This window comes from Haloparvum alkalitolerans (assembly GCF_050122995.1).
Taxonomy (GTDB): Archaea; Halobacteriota; Halobacteria; order Halobacteriales; family Haloferacaceae; genus Haloparvum; species Haloparvum alkalitolerans.
Window position 1 is genome coordinate 69,992 of record NZ_JBNLIA010000006.1, and the last position, 18,495, is coordinate 88,486.

20 protein-coding genes are annotated in these 18,495 nt (G+C 58.7%); 9 read left to right on the forward strand and 11 right to left on the reverse strand.

The window, feature by feature from the left end; genetic code table 11:
- Nucleotides 1-110: 110 nt before the first annotated feature.
- From ACQE3L_RS08615 to ACQE3L_RS08645, 7 genes are all read right to left on the reverse strand, one after another.
- A complete protein-coding gene (locus ACQE3L_RS08615) occupies nt 111-398 on the reverse strand; it encodes a hypothetical protein (protein ID WP_004594603.1) in 288 nt (95 codons plus the stop codon).
- A gap of 6 nt (nt 399-404) precedes the next feature.
- A complete protein-coding gene (locus tag ACQE3L_RS08620; RefSeq protein WP_229772977.1) occupies nt 405-950 on the reverse strand; it encodes a DoxX family protein in 546 nt (181 codons plus the stop codon).
- Between the two features lie 307 nt (nt 951-1,257).
- Nucleotides 1,258-2,433, reverse strand: a complete 1,176-nt coding sequence (locus tag ACQE3L_RS08625; RefSeq protein ID WP_011222414.1) for an NAD(P)/FAD-dependent oxidoreductase — start codon at nt 2,431-2,433, stop codon at nt 1,258-1,260.
- Between the two features lie 28 nt (nt 2,434-2,461).
- Nucleotides 2,462-3,463: a DUF63 family protein gene (locus tag ACQE3L_RS08630; RefSeq protein ID WP_004594600.1), complete on the reverse strand. Its 1,002-nt coding sequence runs from the start codon at nt 3,461-3,463 to the stop codon at nt 2,462-2,464.
- A complete protein-coding gene (locus tag ACQE3L_RS08635; protein ID WP_004594599.1) occupies nt 3,460-3,684 on the reverse strand; it encodes a DUF7123 family protein in 225 nt (74 codons plus the stop codon). The genes ACQE3L_RS08630 and ACQE3L_RS08635 overlap by 4 nt, the downstream gene beginning before the upstream one ends.
- Before the next feature lie 17 nt (nt 3,685-3,701).
- Nucleotides 3,702-6,308, reverse strand: a complete 2,607-nt coding sequence (locus ACQE3L_RS08640; protein ID WP_004594598.1) for a heavy metal translocating P-type ATPase — start codon at nt 6,306-6,308, stop codon at nt 3,702-3,704.
- Between the two features lie 94 nt (nt 6,309-6,402).
- Nucleotides 6,403-6,993: an AsnC family transcriptional regulator gene (locus ACQE3L_RS08645; protein WP_049938493.1), complete on the reverse strand. Its 591-nt coding sequence runs from the start codon at nt 6,991-6,993 to the stop codon at nt 6,403-6,405.
- A 134-nt stretch (nt 6,994-7,127) separates the two neighbouring features.
- Here ACQE3L_RS08645 and ACQE3L_RS08650 point away from each other — a divergent pair, with 134 nt between their 5' ends.
- Nucleotides 7,128-7,325 carry a heavy-metal-associated domain-containing protein gene (locus tag ACQE3L_RS08650; protein WP_049938510.1) on the forward strand — a complete coding sequence of 66 codons (198 nt, stop codon included), beginning with the start codon at nt 7,128-7,130 and terminating at the stop codon, nt 7,323-7,325.
- A 71-nt stretch (nt 7,326-7,396) separates the two neighbouring features.
- Nucleotides 7,397-10,180, forward strand: a complete 2,784-nt coding sequence (acnA, locus tag ACQE3L_RS08655) for an aconitate hydratase AcnA (RefSeq protein ID WP_011222418.1) — start codon at nt 7,397-7,399, stop codon at nt 10,178-10,180.
- A gap of 11 nt (nt 10,181-10,191) precedes the next feature.
- Here acnA and ACQE3L_RS08660 read toward each other — a convergent pair whose 3' ends face one another.
- Together ACQE3L_RS08660 and ACQE3L_RS08665 are read right to left on the reverse strand one after the other, a co-directional pair.
- Nucleotides 10,192-10,590 (reverse strand): SHOCT domain-containing protein, encoded by a 399-nt coding sequence (locus ACQE3L_RS08660; RefSeq protein WP_103992911.1) that lies wholly within the window; start codon nt 10,588-10,590, stop codon nt 10,192-10,194.
- A 28-nt stretch (nt 10,591-10,618) separates the two neighbouring features.
- Nucleotides 10,619-11,179 (reverse strand): DoxX family protein, encoded by a 561-nt coding sequence (locus ACQE3L_RS08665; RefSeq protein ID WP_103992912.1) that lies wholly within the window; start codon nt 11,177-11,179, stop codon nt 10,619-10,621.
- 114 nt (nt 11,180-11,293) lie between these two features.
- Here ACQE3L_RS08665 and ACQE3L_RS08670 point away from each other — a divergent pair, with 114 nt between their 5' ends.
- The 5 genes from ACQE3L_RS08670 (at nt 11,294) to ACQE3L_RS08690 (ending at nt 15,214) form a co-directional block, all read left to right on the forward strand.
- The gene (locus ACQE3L_RS08670) at nt 11,294-11,644 is read left to right on the forward strand and encodes an ArsR/SmtB family transcription factor (RefSeq protein ID WP_066419127.1); all 351 of its coding nucleotides are present in this window, start codon (nt 11,294-11,296) and stop codon (nt 11,642-11,644) included.
- A 3-nt stretch (nt 11,645-11,647) separates the two neighbouring features.
- Nucleotides 11,648-11,923: a DUF7521 family protein gene (locus tag ACQE3L_RS08675; RefSeq protein WP_004515576.1), complete on the forward strand. Its 276-nt coding sequence runs from the start codon at nt 11,648-11,650 to the stop codon at nt 11,921-11,923.
- Between the two features lie 137 nt (nt 11,924-12,060).
- The gene (locus ACQE3L_RS08680) at nt 12,061-12,456 is read left to right on the forward strand and encodes a hypothetical protein (RefSeq protein WP_004594583.1); all 396 of its coding nucleotides are present in this window, start codon (nt 12,061-12,063) and stop codon (nt 12,454-12,456) included.
- Nucleotides 12,457-12,602: 146 nt separating this feature from the next.
- Nucleotides 12,603-12,800, forward strand: coding sequence for a heavy-metal-associated domain-containing protein (locus ACQE3L_RS08685; protein WP_004594582.1), 198 nt, complete (start codon nt 12,603-12,605; stop codon nt 12,798-12,800).
- A 131-nt stretch (nt 12,801-12,931) separates the two neighbouring features.
- Entirely contained in the window at nt 12,932-15,214 is a 2,283-nt protein-coding gene (locus tag ACQE3L_RS08690) for a copper-translocating P-type ATPase (protein WP_103992913.1), read from the forward strand.
- 321 nt (nt 15,215-15,535) lie between these two features.
- Here ACQE3L_RS08690 and ACQE3L_RS08695 read toward each other — a convergent pair whose 3' ends face one another.
- The gene (locus ACQE3L_RS08695; protein ID WP_426963388.1) at nt 15,536-16,423 is read right to left on the reverse strand and encodes a DUF8172 family protein; all 888 of its coding nucleotides are present in this window, start codon (nt 16,421-16,423) and stop codon (nt 15,536-15,538) included.
- 53 nt (nt 16,424-16,476) lie between these two features.
- The gene (locus tag ACQE3L_RS08700; protein WP_058984782.1) at nt 16,477-16,773 is read right to left on the reverse strand and encodes a helix-turn-helix transcriptional regulator; all 297 of its coding nucleotides are present in this window, start codon (nt 16,771-16,773) and stop codon (nt 16,477-16,479) included.
- 134 nt (nt 16,774-16,907) lie between these two features.
- Between ACQE3L_RS08700 and ACQE3L_RS08705 the strand changes: the two genes are divergently transcribed.
- Entirely contained in the window at nt 16,908-17,075 is a 168-nt protein-coding gene (locus ACQE3L_RS08705; protein ID WP_004048632.1) for a DNA-binding protein, read from the forward strand.
- Nucleotides 17,076-17,282: 207 nt separating this feature from the next.
- On the forward strand, nt 17,283-18,495 hold a 1,213-nt coding region (locus ACQE3L_RS08710), incomplete at its 3' end, for an RNA-guided endonuclease InsQ/TnpB family protein (RefSeq protein WP_426963389.1).

Here is an 18,495-nt window from a genome sequence, read left to right on the forward strand (position 1 = left end):
CTACTCCTAAAAATCGTGTTTGTCTTCACGTTTAGGTGCATCAGATGGACGTTAGTGCGAGCAACGCGAAAAGTTAACTGGCAAATGGCTCCACGGACTGAGTTGTTGAACTAGTCGTCCATGCCGGATGGGGTTTGGCCCGTAGTCGATCCCGACGGTGCCGACCCTGCGGCAAACTTGTAAACGGCGACGAGTCCCCAAATCACCAAGCCGAGCAGGATGATGCCCGCCCTAATGTCGATGGGGACCACTGCAGCGTGTTCGATTGCTCCCTCGCTATCGACTGGGTGCCCGGCTCCCAGTAGCATGTCGAGCAGGCCGATCACGACGACGCCCAAGACAACCAGGCCACCGCCGACGTACATGGCGATTTGGTCTGCCGTTGATAAGTCACTCATTGGTAGTCACCCGAGGAGTTTCCGTAATCGCGTGTTCTCGAACAGTTCCATCTCACGCAGGCGGTTATCGACTGCCAGGACGCCGCCCGCTCCAAGTGCCACAATGGTTCCGAAGACCATGATCCCAAGGAGTTCACCCGTGACCATACCGTTGGCCCAGCCGCCACCGTAGCCGTTGATGAAGTAGAAGAACAGCATCATGAAGGCACCAAAGAAGGCGGCGGTCCTCGTGAGGACACCGAGTATCAGCCCGAGACCGATGGCGGTTTGCCCAAGCGGTACCGCCACGTTGACGAACGCCAACAGGATGCCGTCGCTGAACGGCGTGACGAAGGGGGCGAGAATCGTGCCCTGAGCGGCTCCGCCGACGAACCAGCTGGCGTCGAAGGGCCACGCCCAGATTTTGTCAAGGCCAGCGTGGAGCATCCACCACCCGGCGGTCAGCCGGAGCAGCAGGATCCAATACGACAACCAGGCTCCCGAGACCGAGAACGACGTCTCGGTTCCGAGAAAATTCGTACGGATGGATTGAGTTGACATGGCATACTTCACCTCACGGCTGATTTTGTCAGATGTAGTAAAAAAGATTGATGGTGTTCGTGATTTCTAAGAGTCGGGGCTCATTTCAGGAACGCGGATATCCGAGGTGAGTTGGATGATTCTCAAGAAGGAATTCGGTCACCCTCTACGGACTGATTGTGTGCTGGGGCGTGTAAGCGGGAACACTGATGAAGCCGAGCCCACCGAATTCTGGATCTCGGAAAATTCGCTTGAGGGACTCCATTTGCTGATTTAATCCTCTGTACTTACCGATCCTCCCAGTAGCTAACAGATTCTGAGAATTTAACTCGAGCGGATGTCAATTAATCAACTCCCATTGGTTAGTCATTCCTCCATAGACACGGTTTAAAACTCGTCGTCTCGAGAAAATACGGGCAAACAAAACAGGGTGGCGGAGGAGACGCAGTAGAACTGTACTCGGAGACCGGTCAACGTCTTCAATATCGATCCCGGCAGCGGCACGAATTGCTGCTCCCAGAACCTTGGGATTACGAGTTTCAAGAAAGTATCTCACAACTGTGGCGAAAATGTACTCCGTTTTCATCCTCTGATATAAACTGTCAGGAAAATTGTGTAATTGGCCGCTGTTAGCCAACTCTGCGGCCAAGAATCCCGATTCAACGGCCTGTGAAATTCCTTTTCCAGTGAGTCGGTTTGCGATCCCCGCAGCATCACCAACCCGTACGACGGAATGCTCCGGTAGATAGGTTCTGTCGGGATCGAGACTGGGTCCCTCGGGAATGATTGCGACGTTCGTCCGTTCCTGCGACGGGACTGGCCACCCATTCCGCTTACAGGCTTCCCTCAATGCCTTCATATAATCACTAGGCCGGTCACTGACCGTCCAGCCGATACCAACGTTGGCTCGTTGCGATGTCTTCGGGAATGCCCACGAGTACCCTGTATAGTTCTCCAGAATTATCCGGCTGTTCGGGTACAACTCGGTGAAGTCCCCTTCGACATCACTGTTAAGCGCTACCATATATCCTGAATACTCGTTGGTTGTTCCGAGCGCTTTACTAGAGAGTGATGGCTGACCGGTTGCATCAACGACGAGATCATACTCATCGGTGAACTCGTGGAAATCTGTCCGTGTGATAGACTGGTTTTCGTGGATGTCAACACCCTTCTCTGAGAGTTGTTCTGCCCAGGACTGCTCAACGACATTTCGGTCCGTTATATATGTATCCGCAGCAGGAAAGGTGCCGGCTCCAGTGCGGTGGCGATCGGCGTCGATTCCGTCATACACCTCCACTTCCATCGCTGGCAGCGGATTGAGAAAGCCGTTCTCTACAGTCGGCTCGAGTGGGATCTTCGATACCGCTGTCATCGCTTCTCCGCAATTAACGCGTTTGCTATCGTAGGACTGCCGCTCATATAGTTCGACGACGAATCCAGCGTCGTCGAATCCAGCAGCTGCTGCAAGCCCGGCCATCCCTCCACCTATTACCGCAATTTTGGACGTTCGTGTCATCGGTTTTTGCCAATCTTTGAGGCCATCGTTAAGCTCCCAACAGCATCCGAAGTGACCCACGAACGCCCATCGGGAGTCCGATCGCTCCGATGAAGAACGTCATAAGCCACCACCACGTGTGATTCATCTCCTCTTTCGCATCGGCGAGATACCACACGATGCCGACAGTCACGACGAGTTTCAGCACGAACGTCGATCCGGAGAATCCAGTCGCCTGGTACACGAGATTCGTCACGACCAGCTTTGGGGAGTAGCCGAGGAACGTCACACCGATGAGATTCTGCGCAGCGTCCCACAACTGGCCGAAAACGGCCAGCAGAATTAGCGGGTGTCGAAGGTGTGTGATATTGACGAAACTCGCGCCCCAGTAGTAGAGTGCGGTTACGCCGAGCGCTATCCCCGTCGTCGCGACAGGAACCCATAGGCGGAGTGGGGTCGATGTCGAGAGGCCGTGCCAAACAGCCCACCAGACGGCCCCGACAGCCCACACCGACCCGACGAGCCCGACTGTTAGCGGGATAGATCCGATATTTTGGTCACGCAAGAGTGCACCGACACCGAGCGCGAGGATGGTGACAGCGGTGACGACGATGTAAATCGATGGCGTGATGAACCACACCGCGTAGTCCCCGAGCAGCCCGAGATCCTCGAGGGCGCGCATCGCCCCACCTGCGATGATGATCGGAGCGAACCCGTAGGCCAGTCGTGCGTCGAACGTGACGTCGAGTTGGTCGAGATACGCACGTAGTCCGGGGAGGCTGTATACGACTGCCGCGAGGTAGATTACCGTGTTCACCGCGTTGTAGCCCTGGACAGCACGAACCCCCTCGTGCGTGACTGGCTGACCGGCCGCATCGGCGACGACTGGTCCCCAGAGATACTGCCAGATGAACCGGTCGTAGACCAACGTCGGAAACACGAGGATGCCCCCACCGAGGAGGACGAGCGGGGCCAGCAGGTACAGCGCCCACCACTCGCGTGAGCCGGTCTCCGGAAGGACAGTCTCGACGCGGCGGGTGACAGTACTCACGACCCGTTCACCTCCAATCGCCACGTCGTGCTTTTCGAGCGCCCCCACTGTTCGAGTGAAACGATTGTGAGTTCGTCCTGGAGCTGGCTGAGATACTGCGCGACTGCCTTGGGAGATCCGTCGAGGTCGCTGGCAATCTCGCGAGCCCGGAGGTATGTCGGTTCGCTACTGGCTGTCTCGACGAGGTACCTTCGAACCGTGTGCCGGGAAATATTCGACATTGATCTAGAGGTGACGGTTAGCGAAGAAATCCGAAGAGCTTGTAGTCGTGATCGGGGGTGTACCGCCGGAACAGGAGACTGTTCGTCAGCACCGACACCGACGAGAACGCCATTGCTGCTGCAGCGAGCACGGGCTGGAGGAGGCCGAGCGACGCTAACGGAATCATCGCCGTGTTGTAACCGAGCGCCCACACGAGGTTCTGTTTGATCTTCTGGAGTGTCGCGTCTGAGATTCGGATCGCCTTTACCACGTCGAGCGGGTCGTCTCGCATCAGCGTGACGTCTGCAGCTTCGATGGCGACGTCGGTGCCGGAGCCGATTGCTGTCCCGACGTGTGCGACCGCGAGTGCCGGAGCGTCGTTGACGCCGTCACCGACCATCATCGCCTGCCGGCCCTCGTCTTGAATACTGTCGACCGCGTTGGACTTGTCCTCAGGAAGGACTCCTGCGCGGACGTTCTTCGGGTCGATACCCACCTGTTTAGCGACCGCACGGGCAGTTCGCTCGTTGTCGCCCGTAATCATCATCACGTCAACTCCCCGCTCTTGGAGTGCTGTGACAGCCTGCTTGGAGCTTTCCTTCACTGTGTCGGCGTCGGCGACCACACCCACGAGCTCCCCCTCGTAGGCGACCAGCATCGCCGTCTTCCCCTCGTTCTCGAGGCGTTCCATCGTCTCCTCAGCGGGAGAGGGGTCGATCCCGTTGTCCCGCAGCAGCTTGCGGTTGCCGACCAGCACCTCGCTGTCACCAATGACTGCTTTGATCCCGTGGCCCGGAACGTTCTCGAAGTCGTCAGGCTCAGTCACGTCCAGGCCGCGTTCTTCGGCCCCTTCGACGATTGCACGGGCGAGCGGGTGTTCGCTGCCGCTTTCAGCTATCGCCGCCAGTCGAAGCACATCATCCTCTGAGAGGCGCTCACGGGTGCTGAGCTGTCCACCATCTGGGGTCGGCTCGCCACCGTCAGTCACCACATTTCCATCGCTATCAAAGACGACCACGTCGGTGAGTTCCATTTCACCCTCCGTGAGGGTGCCCGTCTTGTCGAAGACGACCGTGTCGACGTCTTTTGCGCGTTCGAGGATGTCACCGCCCTTGAACAGGACGCCGTTCTGGGCACCAATCGTCGTCCCGACCATCGTCGCTGCGGGCGTCGCCAGCCCCAGCGCACAGGGACAGGCGATGAGGATCGAGGACGCGAAGACAATTATCGCGAACTCGAAGACTGAAACGGTCCCACCGACCGGGGCCGGGCCGCCAGCAACCTGACCCCACAGCGGGAGCCAGTCGACGAAGCCAGCGAGAGCCTCGGGGAACAGGAACCAGACGACACCCCAGAGAAGGGCGTTCGCGATGACCGCAGGCACGAAGTACGCGGAGATGCGGTCGGCGAGATTCTGGATGTCGGGCTGGCGCGACTGGGCCTCCTTGACTGTCTGGACGATCTGTTGGAGGGCCGTGTCTTCTCCAACCTTCGTCGCCTCCACGACAAGGACGCCGTTCTCGTTAATCGTCGAGCCGACGACCTCATCGCCCTCCTCTTTCTCGACAGGCACAGATTCGCCAGTGACCATTGACTCGTCGACGGCAGACTGACCGTCGACAACGACACCGTCTGTGGGAATCTTCTCACCTGGACGAATTTTCATCCGGTCACCAGTTGTGACCTCTTCGAGTGGAACTTCTTCTTCACTGCCGTCCTCGCGGACAATGGTCGCCGTTTCGGCTTCCATTTCGAGGAGCTTTCGGAGGGCCTCACCCGCTTGGCCCTTCGACCGAGCTTCGAGATAGTTACCCAACGTGATGAACACGAGGATGAGGGCTGCCGTGTCGAAATAAAGTCCACCTGCAATGAGTTCAGCAAGGACTGCCACAGAGTATAGATAGGCCGTTGTTGAACCGATCGCAATCAGCACGTCCATATTGGCGCGGCCGTTCTTCACGATCGCCTTGTACGAGTTCTTATAGAACGGCCAGCCGAGGATCGCCTGTACCGGCGTGGCGAGGAGGAACTCAACCCAGCCAAGTTCCACACCGAAGACGGCTTCAGGGACGATCGCGCCACCGAGCAGATAATTGTCGATGAGGAAGAAGAGCAACGGTGCCGATAACACTGCCCCAAAGAGGGTCAACCTGAGTTGTTTCCGAGTTTCGGCTTGACGGGCGGCATCTCGTGCGTCCTGGCCCGACTCTTCGTCGGCACCATCTTCGCGGACGGGCGAGTAGCCAGCCTCCTCGATAGCATCGTACAGCGCACCAATAGATACTTCCGCAGGATTGTAGGTGACCTGTGCTTCGTCGGTTGCGTAATTGACCTCCGCATTAACGACGCCCGGAATATTTTCAAGAGCGGTTTGGTTGGTCTCGGCGCAGTTGGCACAGGTCATATCGGAGATGGCAATCGTTACCGTCTCAGAGACTGCGCCGTACCCGGCCTCGTCGATCGCGTCGTAGATTTCTTTGAGCGATACCTCTTCAGGGTCGTAGGTGACGGAACCCTCGTCGGTGGCGAAGTTCGCATCCGCCTCCGATACCCCGTCGAGCGATTCGAGAGTGTCCTGGATCGTCGCCGAACAGTTGGCGCAGGACATTCCCGTGATATCAAGATGGATTGTTTGGCTTGTCATGCTTGTTCTACTATACGGGGTCTAGGTTTAGGCGATTTACTGCTTCGAGAGGCGGGGTTTCGACTGCAGGAAAATTTGGATTCCAAAGACAGCGTTACGCTCCCTCTTCGAGTCGCTGATACCGATCGTCGAACCGTGTGAGACAGGACGGACAACAGAAGTGATAGATCTCTCCGTCGATTCTCGTCGTTTCACCTTGATTATCAACGGTATTGTTACATTCAGCACAGGTGAGTGCAAATTCGACGCCATCAACGGACGGCGTCCATTCAAGCTCGTCAATTAGTGTGACGGTGTAATCTGCTACATCGATCTCGTTAAAGAGTCCATCTACCCACTGACGTACGTTCTGGGCTTCAACACGGGCATAGAACCAAAGATCTCCTTCGGAGGTCGTGAAGACGTGTTCAACGCCATCTGACTCTCGAGCCCGCTCGCGGGCGGCCTCCAACGACGCTGAGCCGATTTCGGCCTGAATAAATACCGGTACACCAGCTCGGAGATGAGCCCGGTTGACGTCAATCGTGAAGTTGTTAATGATGCCAGCTTCCTGTAATCGCTTTACCCGGTCAGAAACGGCTGGCCCCGACAAGTCGACCTCCTCGCCAATATCGCTGAACGGGCGGCGGGCGTCATCAGCGAGTAACGAGAGGATTTCTAAGTCGGTTTCATCCAAATCGCGCATACGACCGCTTCGTCTCGCAGGATACATTATTGTTGCCCACAACACACCTTCGAAATCGGTGATCTAGGGCTGCGACAACATTGGATTCTAAGCAGAAAACCACATAGAATACTCGCCCCTATCTACGAATGGATATGACTCAGACAATCACCGTCGAAGGAATGACCTGTGAACATTGCGAGCAGACCGTCGAAGAGGCACTCGAAGAAGTTGAGGGGGTTACGTCCGCTACTGCGGATCGTGACTCAGAATCCGCGACGGTCGAGGGGTCCGCTGAACGGGATGAGCTTGTGACTGTGGTCGAAGACGCTGGATACGATGCCTCTGCGTAACAAATCCCGATTCTCGTCGAATCGGATTCGGAGAGGGATTGATACGACTGCCAATCCCAGGTGTAGATACTATGACTGATACACTTCCGTTCGATGCCGTCCGCGAGCTCGACGTCGACGGGACGACGTACAAGATGGCCGATCTTCGAGCACTCGAAGAGCAGGGGCTCTGTGACCTCGACACGCTCCCTGTGAGCATCCGTATTCTGCTTGAGTCGGTGCTCCGGAACGCCGACGGCGAAACTGTTACTGCAGCGGATGTCAAGAATGCTGCTGGCTGGAAGCCAGACGTACCGGACGCAGAGGTTCCGTTCTCTCCATCACGAGTCGTCCTGCAAGATCTCACCGGTGTACCCGCAGTCGTCGACCTGGCGGCCCTTCGATCCGAGGTCGACCGCAAAGACCGAGATCCCACCCTGGTCGAACCGGAGATTCCTATTGATCTCGTGATCGACCACAGCGTCCAGGTCGACTACTTCGACTCCGAGGACGCCTACGAGAAGAACGTCGAACTGGAGTACGAGCGAAACGCCGAACGGTATCGCGCGATCAAGTGGGCGCAGAACGCCTTCGAGAACTTCAACGTCGTCCCGCCGGGGACCGGTATCGTCCACCAGGTGAATCTCGAACATCTGGGTCGGGTCGTCCACGCCCGCGAGCAAGACGGCGAGAACTGGCTCCTGCCGGACACGCTCGTCGGCACGGACAGCCACACCCCGATGATCGGTGGCATCGGTGTGGTCGGTTGGGGCGTCGGCGGCATCGAAGCGGAAGCGGCGATGCTCGGTCAACCGGTCACGATGAAACTCCCCGAGGTCGTCGGCGTCCGTCTCGAAGGCGAATTACCCGAGGGCGCGACGGCTACGGATCTCGTGCTCCACATCACCGAACGACTCCGCGAGGTCGGCGTCGTCGACCGGTTCGTGGAGTTCTTCGGTCCCGGTGTGGAGAATCTCACAGTCCCCGACCGGGCCACGATCGCCAATATGGCGCCCGAACAGGGCTCGACGATCAGTATGTTCCCGGTCGACGAGCAGACGCTCGAGTATCTCGAACTCACCGGGCGTGATCCCGACCACGTCGACCTCGTTCGCGAGTACCTCGAAGCCCAAGGGCTGTTCGGGGAACAGGAACCAGAATATACTGAGGTCGTCGAGTTCGACCTCTCGACAGTCGAACCGAGTCTGGCCGGACACAAGCGGCCACAGGACCGGATTCCGATGGGGGACGTGAAACAGAGCTTCCGGGGACTTCTCCACGGGGAGTTCGAGGACGACCTCGATGATGTCGACGAGGACGCCTTGCAGCGGTGGCTCGGTGAGGGTGGTGCAGCTGATGCGGAGACCGACGGTGGCGTTCAGGTCGAACCCGAATCGGAACTGCACCCGTTAACCAAACGTGTCGAGGTCGACCTCGACGGTGAGACGGTCGAAATCGGACACGGAGACGTCCTCGTCAGCGCCATCACGAGCTGTACGAACACGTCGAACCCGTCGGTGATGATCGCTGCTGGACTGCTCGCCCAGAACGCCGTCGAGAAAGGCCTAGACGTCCCGCCGTACGTCAAGACGAGTCTCGCACCGGGTAGCCGTGTCGTCACGCAGTATCTCGAAGAATCGGGGCTGCTTCCGTATCTCGAAGAGCTCGGGTACGCCGTCGTCGGCTACGGCTGTACCACCTGTATCGGTAACGCTGGGCCGCTTCCCGATCCCATCGAGCAGGCAATCGACGACCACGACCTCTGGACGACGAGCGTTCTCTCCGGGAACCGGAACTTCGAGGCGCGTATCCACCCGAAGATCCGCGCGAACTACCTCGCGAGCCCGCCGCTCGTCGTCGCCTACGGGCTCGCAGGGCGGATGGACATCGATCTCGAACACGAGCCGCTGGGCACTGACGATGAGGGTAACCCAGTCTATCTGGCGGACATCTGGCCGGACGCAGCGGACGTGCAGGCCGCAATCCACGAGAACGTCTCTCCGGAGATGTTCGAGGAGAAGTACGCCTCCGTGTTCGAGGGCGATGAGCGATGGGCTGCTCTCGACGCGCCCACGGGTGACGTCTACGAGTGGGATGAGGACTCGACATACATCCGTGAACCGCCGTTCTTCAAGGACTTCCCGGTAGAGAAACCCGGCGTCGCCGATATCGAGGACGCACGCTGTCTACTGACGCTCGGCGATACCGTTACGACCGACCACATCAGTCCAGCCGGCCCGTTCGGTCCCGACCTCCCCGCAGGTCAGTGGCTGCTCGATCACGGTGTCGAGCCACACGAGTTCAACACCTACGGCGCACGTCGGGGCAATCACGAGGTGATGATGCGGGGGACGTTCGCCAACGTCCGAATCGAGAACGAGATGCTCGACGACGTCGAGGGTGGCTACACGATCCACCACCCGACCGACGAACAAACCACGGTGTTCGAAGCCAGTCGCCGCTATCGGGACGAGGGGATACCGCTCGTCGTGATGGCTGGCGAGGAGTTCGGAACTGGGTCTAGCCGGGACTGGGCGGCGAAAGGAACGGACCTGCTCGGTGTCCGCGCAACCATCGCCGAGAGTTACGAGCGCATCTACCGCGACAACCTCGTCGGCATGGGTGTGCTTCCCCTGCAGTTCGATGATGGCGACTCGTGGGAATCTCTCGGTCTGGATGGGTCGGAGGTCTTCACGATCCACGGCCTCGATGACGGGCTCGACGTGATGGACGAACTGACCGTTATCGCCGAGCGTGCGGACGGGTCGACTGTCGAGTTCCCGGTCACAGCACAGGTCGGCACGCCGGCCGCCGTAACCTATATCGAACACGGCGGAATCCTCCACTACGTCCTCAGACGCCTCCTCAGACAGTAACACCAACGCGGTCAGAAACGATCGTCGTCGGACACCAGGCGGGCGCGACGGCGATCAAACTCCTCGTCGTCGATTTCGCCACGAGCGTACCGTTCTTGGAGAACAGCGAGTGCGCTGTCATCAGTATGGCCGTCCGTAGGGGACCGCGTTGTCAGCCAGTAAACGGCGTAGACTGGGAGGGCGATCAGAAGTGCCATCCACAGGAGCCCGAACAGCATCATCCCCCAGCCCCAGCTACCCCATCCGGCCATGTGGCCGTCGTTCCACATCCCGTCGTGCCACCCCCACATCATTGCATCTGGGACAGTCGCGTGTGTTAGCGCCATTCCGGCGACGACGGCCAGAGCCAGCGCTCCGACGACGATGAGTCCCAGAGAACGAATCCCGCGTGCTTGAATTGGATTTTGCATTGTTGTACTCCCAAAGGTCTCGGCGTGGTTAGCCGAGGATGTATTCGAGGGCGGGGTAGCGCTCGACGAGCGTCTCGCCGCCGACGTCGTAGTTCTCGATGTACTGGTCGAGGCCCAGGATGCGGCCCGCGGCGAACGCGGCGACCGCGAGGAACACGAGCATGTACGCGAAGTCCCCGTTGATGAAGCCGTGAGCCATGTCCCAGTTGCCGAAGTAGAACATCGCCATCATGAGCGCGCCGAAGAACGCCGCGAGGCGGACGAACGCGCCGACGAGCAGGCCGAGGCCGATGAACAGCTCGCCCCACGGCACGGCGACGTTCGCGAACTCAACGAACCACGGCGTCGAGCCCATCCACGCGAACATCCCTGCGAGCGGGTTGCCGTTCGTCGCGGCGACGTTCGACAGGTAGCCGCCGGCGGCGAACTCGCCGGTGATCTTCGTGAACCCGGAGTACGCGAACGCGTAGCCCATCATGAGCCGGAGCGCGAGCACGAACCACGCGCTGAGGCTGTGGACTTTCCCGCCGACGGTCAGGCCGCCGACTCTGCTCTCGAGCTGGTTCATGCCGGAGTCGAGTGTGGACATAATTATTGCACCTTCAACTATCAGTAGGTGGGTAGAGACGATATAATAGCGAGCCGGCGTTCTGAGTCAGAAAACCGGCGGGCTATATTACCCTCCTGTAGCGAGTACGGACGTGTGACTGAGGAGGCCGACCCGTCGGACATCTTCGCCACGCTCGACGACGAGTATGCCCGCGACATCCTCGTGGCGACGAAGACCGACCGACTCTCCGCGAAGGAGCTCAGCGAGGAATGCGATATGTCACGCCCGACCGTCTCGCGGCGTGTCACCCGCCTCGTCGAGCAGGGCCTCCTCGAGGAGTACACGCACGTCGACCCCGGCGGACGGCACTACAGCGAGTACGAGGCGCGACTCGAGCGTGTCGAAGTACTCCTCCAAGCAGAGGGCTTCGACGTGCAGATCGATGTTCGGCCGGACCCCGCCGACCGGATTACGTCCATCTTCGAGGAAATGCGGGGAGACTGACTCATGGAACACACGTTATTCGTCATCGGCAAGCTGTTCACGACCGCCCTGGCGCTGGTGATCGCCTACCAGGCCTATCGCGGATACCAACGGCATCACACGCAGTTACTCCTGTACGTCGCCGCCGGCTTCGCATTGGTCGGGCTTGGCGGCCTCCTTGAAGGCGTCCTCTTCGAACTCCTCCAGGTGTCGATCTTCGAAGCAGGATTCGTCGCAGCACTCGTCACCGCAGCCGGGATGCTGTCTATCCTCTACGCCCTGTATGCCCCGAATCCATAAGGATTCAGGACGCCCATTCGACAAGCGGCCTCTGCGCGTCGTGCCCGGTTCGAAGCCGCTACTGTTCGGACTCCCCTCGTTCTCGATAGTGTAGCGTCGCAGTGGGAGTTATATCCATATCGGTCGTACCATATCGTATGATTCGAACACTCGTCGGTGTCCTCGGCGCTATCTCAGCGCTGTTCCCGGACGAAATCGTCGAGCTCTTCGAGAAACTCGCGATTTCGAATCCAGACGAGGGAACAGTGAGAGGGTGGATACGTCCAGCAGTCCGGTCGGAGGGTGTTCTGATAGCTGCGCTTTCACTCTTTAACGGGCGAGCATACGCGTTGCTGATGAATCTTACCGGCGTGTTCGGCGCGATAGTCCTCTTATTTCCCGACCTGTATCAGAGATTTGCCACCGCGTTCCTGTACGAGCGTCCAGAGTCGATAGAATGGAACGAGCGATTCCGCTTGGGCATTCGGGCTATCGGCGCACTCTATGTCTTTTTAGCGGCGAAGACGTACAGGGAGCGTCACAACGATACTTGAGCCTTCTCGCTATTGACACCTGGCGCATCCGATGTCTAGTTCGTTACGGCCGCAGGTATCGCTTTGAATCTAAAGTTTGAGCCCCACGATATCAGTATGATCGAAGGGGAAATCCGCTAAAGAGAGGAGGCCGTGTGTATCCCTGTATGACGACGACGATCATCGTGGAAGGCATGACGTGCGGTCACTGTGAGCAGACGGTCGAAGAGGCCCTCGAAGAGGTATCCGGCGTGACTGACGTGACCGTCGACAGGGAGAGCGAACAGGCGAGCGTCGATGGTGAGGCAAATGTCACAGCTCTCGTGGAGGCCGTCGAAGACGCCGGGTACACCGCTTACGCCTGAGAATCGCGCGGACCACTCCGAGACAACGGCCAACCGTTGTCTTTGAAGCTTCGCTACGCTGGTCCTGCTGTACAGTTCAGTGGGGAAGATTCAGGGGGCCAGCGGATCCACCTCTACAGAGAATATGGGCTATGGACGACCACAAAGATACAAATGAGAATCTCCCTGGAGGGGAACACCAGCAGGACGACAGCAGTCACCAGCACGAACACGGCGAGCAGGATGAATCGGACGCCGAGTCGGACGAGCAGCGGGTAGAACAGGACCTACTGGAAGAAGAGGCACACCCTGCTGCGGAGAGTGAGACAGTGCTCGACGAGCAGCACGAGCACGCTGGACACGAGGGCGAAGGACACGACCACGGTTCCCATGAGGGCCACGGTGAGGGGCATGGCGGGATGCACAAGGGCCACGAGCAGATGTTCCGCCGGCGCTTCTTCGTCTCGACGCTCCTGTCGATCCCAGTCCTGCTATACAGCGAAATGCTGCAGGAGTGGCTCGGGTTCTCCGTCCCCGCGTTCCCGGGCAGCGAGTGGATCAACCCCGTCTTCGCGGTCATCGTCTTCGCGTACGGTGGGATGCCGTTCCTCCAGATGGCGGTACCGGAGCTGAAAGATCGGTCGCCGGGGATGATGACGCTCATCTCGATGGCGATCACCGTCGCGTTCGTCTACAGCCTCGCGAGCGTGGTCTTCCCGACGCAGTCGGCGTTCTTCTGGGAGCTCGTCACGCTGATCGACATCATGCTGCTGGGCCACTGGATCGAGATGCGGTCGGTCCGGCGGGCCTCCAGCGCGCTCGACGAACTGGCGAAACTGATGCCAGACACCGCCGAGCGTATCACCGACGACGGGGAGACCGAAGAAGTTCCCGTCAGTGAGCTCTCGGAAGGCGATCTCGTGCTCGTCCGGCCGGGCGCGAGTGTCCCTGCTGACGGCACCGTCGAGGAGGGTGACTCCGACGTCAACGAGTCGATGATCACCGGCGAGTCCAAGCCCGTCTCGAAAGAGCCTGGCGACGAGGTCATCGGCGGCACCATCAACGGCGACGGGAGTCTCCGTGTTCGCGTCGGTGCGACGGGCGAGGAGACAACACTCGCGGGCATCATGCGCCTCGTCGAGGAAGCTCAACAGAGCAAGTCCAAGACGCAAGTGTTGGCCGACCGGGCGGCCGGCTGGCTGTTCTACGTCGCGCTCGGGGCGGCAGTCGTGACCGCGATTGCGTGGACGGTCGCAGTCTCGTTCGACGCGACGGTCATCGAGCGAGTCGTGACGGTGCTCGTCATCGCCTGCCCACACGCCCTCGGGCTCGCCATCCCGCTGGTCGTCGCGATCAACACCTCACTTGCAGCGCGCAACGGGATGCTCGTCCGCGACCGAATTGCGATGGAGGACGCGCGGAACTTGGATGCCATCATCTTCGACAAGACAGGGACGCTTACTGAGGGTGAACACGGCGTCGTGGATATGGCGACCGTCGACGGCGTTGACGAGGACGACGCGCTCGGGCTGGCGGCAGCCGTCGAGAGTGACTCCGAACACATGATCGCCCGAGCGATCCGTGAGGCCGCCGACGAGCGAGATGTAACTACTCCTGACGCGACAGCCTTCGAGGCGATTAAAGGCAAGGGTGTCCGGGCGAATGTCGACGGAAACGAGGTGTACGTCGGTGGCCCGAACCTGTTGGCCCAACTCGATAGCGAAATTCCCGACCATCTCCAGCACTTCGCTGACGAGGCCGGTCAGAACGCCCAGACTGTGGTGTATCTCGTTCGTGACGGAGAGCTGATCGCCGCCTTCGCGATGGCCGACGTGATCCGCGAGGAGAGTTATCGAGTCGTCGACGCCCTCCACGATCTGGGCATCGAGGTGGCGATGCTGACTGGGGACTCCCAGGACGTCGCCAACGCTGTCGCCGACGAACTGGGCATCGACACGGTGTTCGCGGAGGTCCTACCCCAAGACAAGGACGAGAAAGTCCAGGAACTCCAGGACCAGGGCAAACTCGTGGGGATGGTCGGCGACGGCGTCAACGACGCGCCGGCGCTGACGCGAGCCGACGTCGGCATTGCGATCGGGAGTGGCACCGACGTCGCGGTCCAGTCGGCCGACGTTATTCTCGTGCAGAACAACCCGATGGACGTCGTTCGGCTGGTGAAGCTCAGTAAGGCGAGCTACCGGAAGATGCAGGAGAACATCGTCTGGGCCGCCGGCTACAACGTCTTCGCGATTCCGCTCGCAGCAGGCGTGTTGGCACCGATTGGGATTCTGCTGTCCCCCGCTGTGGGTGCACTTCTGATGTCGTTGAGTACAGTAATCGTCGCGATCAACGCTCAGCTGCTCCGCCGCGTGGACCTGTCCATCCCCGAGCTTCCAAGCGGGACACCAGCGACTGACGCACAACCTGCAGACTGAAACGCTCCCGATCGCTTCGGAGCTTCTTTCAATTGAGTTCGGTTAATGGACAGCAAATGGCGACACTGCGTGATTTCGGTGGGTATCGCTATGCGGTCACCGATTCCACAGTTATCCCGAGGGGTGCGAAGTTTGGTATACACAGACGCTTCCTCTGATGGGCGACATTGTTGCGCCAGCACTAGGTTTATACCGTTAGACGGACTTCATTCCGATATGAGCCTCGAAGAGACGGTTGACTACCTCGCCGAGGAACTCGACCTCGAGCGAAGTGAACACGTCCGTGAGGTTGGTCAGTCGGTCGCCGAGCTTCGCGACTGATCAAAACATTTCTCTGAAGTCTCGTTCGACCAGTCCGTTCTCCAGATACGTGATGAACTCTTGTTTCGTTGGTCCTTGACGGTCAAGTAGATCGTCCCGTCCTGCTCGTTCGAGAACTGCCTGCGCGAAGTCCGTACAGTGGGATTCGTGCTGCCCAGCATACTCTGTGAGGGCTTCTCGCCAGTGCATATCCAGCTCGAACTCGGCTAACCGGATTTGGATCCCATCTTTCCGTTCGACGAGGTCGACGTCCAGCTCTTCGAGTTGCTTGAAACGGAGGTTGTTCCGGCGGACCGTGATGAGACGCTTAGAATCAACAATATAGGGATTGACCCACTCTCGCCAGGTATCGTCGTCGACGTGTGTTCGTGGCATCGCAAAATCCGAGTCCACACTCTCAATACAGAACTGCAGCATAGCGATGCCAGTTCGATGATTCGCATTCGGGAGGGAATGTCGGAGAATCAAATTCGACATCACCTCTCCAGCGACGGTCGGAAGTGGGGCTCCCCAGGACACGTGATCGAGTGCCTGCTGGATTTTTTGCGGTTCGAACTCCTTGTAGAGCCGAAACTCATCCTCCTCTCGAACATCGACAGCTGCTTCGAGCAATTCCACTAATCGGAATGCGACAACTTGCCCAGCACGAGGAAGGTCACGAATACGGTCGCTCAACCATTCCTGATCGAAGTCGATGTCATGGGCTGATTCGATCTCTGAATCGCCTTCGTAGAGGACATAGACCGGTGTTTCGAAGGGGTACCCGATGAGTTTTGTCGACTCGTCGGATTGCTCTCGCTGAGACTGGATTTCTGCCACCGATGCCGAGCTATATTTGAGTGAGAAATTCTCGGCCTGTGGGTGGTGATAGAAGACGAGCCGAGCCATCTTACTGTGTATTCGTGGGAAGTGGGTAAAGCAGTCCCGCTTTTATAATGATTCTACGACGTAGCGGGTACGTTCACGTCTTCTAAATACTGACTTTCCCACTCACGTCGCGCCTCGATCTCCCGCAATCCGCGTTGCGTGACCGTGTACACATTAGTCCGCTTGTCAAGTTCACCTTTCTCGAGCAGTCCTTTGTTGACGAGGTCGTCGAGATTCGGATAGAGGCGGCCGTGGTTGATCTCCTGTTCGTAGTAGTCGTCGAGTTCATCTTTGATTGCGAGCCCGTGTGGTTCCTCGAGCCCGGCGGTTACGTACAAGATATCCCGCTGGAACCCAGTTAGATCGTGCATCTGCCTGTTCCCTATTTTTGAGGGGTGGCATATGTTCTCTCTGGTACTCAGAGACGAATTCGGCGTGACTGGCCAGGAAGACTACGTGAGAACTTCGAACCTTTATATGGTGGACAGGAGAAATCCGCGATGGAATGTCTGACCTAATCGTCAAAGCAGCCGTGAAGGATGCACTTTCGGACCACAACGTCTCGGCAGATTTCTACGACGCCCTCAACGAAGAGGTCGCCGAACTGCTCGACGACGCCGCAGAGCGTGCTGAGGCCAACGACCGGAAGACGGTCCAGCCCCGCGACCTGTAGGCCTGCGTAACGCAGCCAACCCCGGCACTCGAACGTAGCTTTTTGAGGTTCCTGTTCAGCATAATTCGAGGTGGAGCCTCCGATCTCAAGGAACGAGTGTAGCGAACGAGTAGGTCGGAGAGGAAACCGACAAAGGACGACGCAACCGCACGACGGTAGCTACCCGGCTCCCAATATTATAAGAACCGCCGAGTGGTAATCTGAAATATGGAGGTGCGTCGAACTGCGCCGGTCAAACTCGTTGTTCCCGATGAGCGGCGCGACGACCTCCACGAATCTGCGCGACAGTTCCTCTACTGTGCGAATCGTGCTGCCGAGTTCTGTTGGGACGACGACTCCTACATGAGCTGCATCACTGCGAACTCAACTGCGCGAGACGCACTCTACCCGGAGCTGCGGGAAGAAACTGATCTCACTGCCAACCTCGTTCAAGAGGCCATCCGACGCGCCGTCCAAGCGACGAAAGGGTGCGTCGAACGATGGAAACAGGGCAAGCGTGTGAGCCAACCGGAGTTCACTTCGTGGAGTATGGTCTACGATAAGCGAAGCGCCACATTCTACCGGAACAAAGTCTCGCTTTCAACCGTCAACGGGCGTGTTGAGTGCGACTTTGAACTCCCGGCGGACAGCCCGACGCCCTACGAACAGTACGTTCTCTCAGAGGAGTACGAGTTCCGGGCGAGCACACTGCAATACGACAAGACGACTGACGAGTTCTATTTCCACATCACGACGCGAAAGTACGATGACGACGAGTCCGAGGTTTCGGCAGATACCGGGCACCAAACAGTCCTCGGTATCGACCTCGGCGTCAACAGCCTCGCAGTAGCTTCGACCGGCACGTTCTGGCAGGGCGACGACTACGACTATTGGTGCCGCGAGTTCGAGAAGCGACGTGGCGAGATGCAACGGCGCAGCACGCAGGCCGCACACAACGCCCTGCTTCGCCTTGGAAAGCGAGAAGAAGCCTGGCGGAAGCAGTACATTCACACGGTTGCCAATGAGATCGTTTCGGAAGCAGTCGAACACGACTGCGACGTGATCGTGTTCGAGGATTTAACCGACATCCGTGAGCGTCTCCCGCAGGCTAAATGGCACCATGTTTGGGCGTTCCGACGCCTGTACGAGTACGTCTCCTACAAGGCACCAGAACAAGTCGTCTCCGTGGAACAAGTCAAACCGAACCACACGTCCCAACGCTGTTCTCGGACGGATTGTGGGTTCACGAACGAAGCGAATCGCCACGGAGAACACTTCGAGTGCCAGAAATGCGGTTACGAGGTGAACGCGGACTACAATGCAGCGAAGAATATCGGGCTACGCTATGCCCGAAAGCGGAAACACAGACTCTGTTCCTCGCCCACGTCGGGGGGCGGAGACGCACCAGTAGACGTGCGTATAAATGGTGGGACGTTGAAGT

What these genes read in the sequence shown, in the direction of transcription:
- ACQE3L_RS08675 (WP_004515576.1), top strand. Translation starts at nt 11,648, where the DNA reads ATGGAACACACGTTATTCGTCATCGGCAAGCTGTTCACGACCGCCCTG.
- ACQE3L_RS08635 (WP_004594599.1), bottom strand. Translation starts at nt 3,684, where the DNA reads ATGTCGAATATTTCCCGGCACACGGTTCGAAGGTACCTCGTCGAGACA.
- ACQE3L_RS08615 (WP_004594603.1), bottom strand. Translation starts at nt 398, where the DNA reads ATGAGTGACTTATCAACGGCAGACCAAATCGCCATGTACGTCGGCGGT.
- ACQE3L_RS08685 (WP_004594582.1), top strand. Translation starts at nt 12,603, where the DNA reads ATGACGACGACGATCATCGTGGAAGGCATGACGTGCGGTCACTGTGAG.
- ACQE3L_RS08665 (WP_103992912.1), bottom strand. Translation starts at nt 11,179, where the DNA reads ATGTCCACACTCGACTCCGGCATGAACCAGCTCGAGAGCAGAGTCGGC.
- ACQE3L_RS08625 (WP_011222414.1), bottom strand. Translation starts at nt 2,433, where the DNA reads ATGACACGAACGTCCAAAATTGCGGTAATAGGTGGAGGGATGGCCGGG.
- ACQE3L_RS08640 (WP_004594598.1), bottom strand. Translation starts at nt 6,308, where the DNA reads ATGACAAGCCAAACAATCCATCTTGATATCACGGGAATGTCCTGCGCC.
- ACQE3L_RS08695 (WP_426963388.1), bottom strand. Translation starts at nt 16,423, where the DNA reads ATGGCTCGGCTCGTCTTCTATCACCACCCACAGGCCGAGAATTTCTCA.
- ACQE3L_RS08680 (WP_004594583.1), top strand. Translation starts at nt 12,061, where the DNA reads ATGATTCGAACACTCGTCGGTGTCCTCGGCGCTATCTCAGCGCTGTTC.
- ACQE3L_RS08650 (WP_049938510.1), top strand. Translation starts at nt 7,128, where the DNA reads ATGACTCAGACAATCACCGTCGAAGGAATGACCTGTGAACATTGCGAG.
- acnA (WP_011222418.1), top strand. Translation starts at nt 7,397, where the DNA reads ATGACTGATACACTTCCGTTCGATGCCGTCCGCGAGCTCGACGTCGAC.
- ACQE3L_RS08705 (WP_004048632.1), top strand. Translation starts at nt 16,908, where the DNA reads ATGTCTGACCTAATCGTCAAAGCAGCCGTGAAGGATGCACTTTCGGAC.
- ACQE3L_RS08700 (WP_058984782.1), bottom strand. Translation starts at nt 16,773, where the DNA reads ATGCACGATCTAACTGGGTTCCAGCGGGATATCTTGTACGTAACCGCC.
- ACQE3L_RS08645 (WP_049938493.1), bottom strand. Translation starts at nt 6,993, where the DNA reads ATGCGCGATTTGGATGAAACCGACTTAGAAATCCTCTCGTTACTCGCT.
- ACQE3L_RS08690 (WP_103992913.1), top strand. Translation starts at nt 12,932, where the DNA reads ATGGACGACCACAAAGATACAAATGAGAATCTCCCTGGAGGGGAACAC.
- ACQE3L_RS08660 (WP_103992911.1), bottom strand. Translation starts at nt 10,590, where the DNA reads ATGCAAAATCCAATTCAAGCACGCGGGATTCGTTCTCTGGGACTCATC.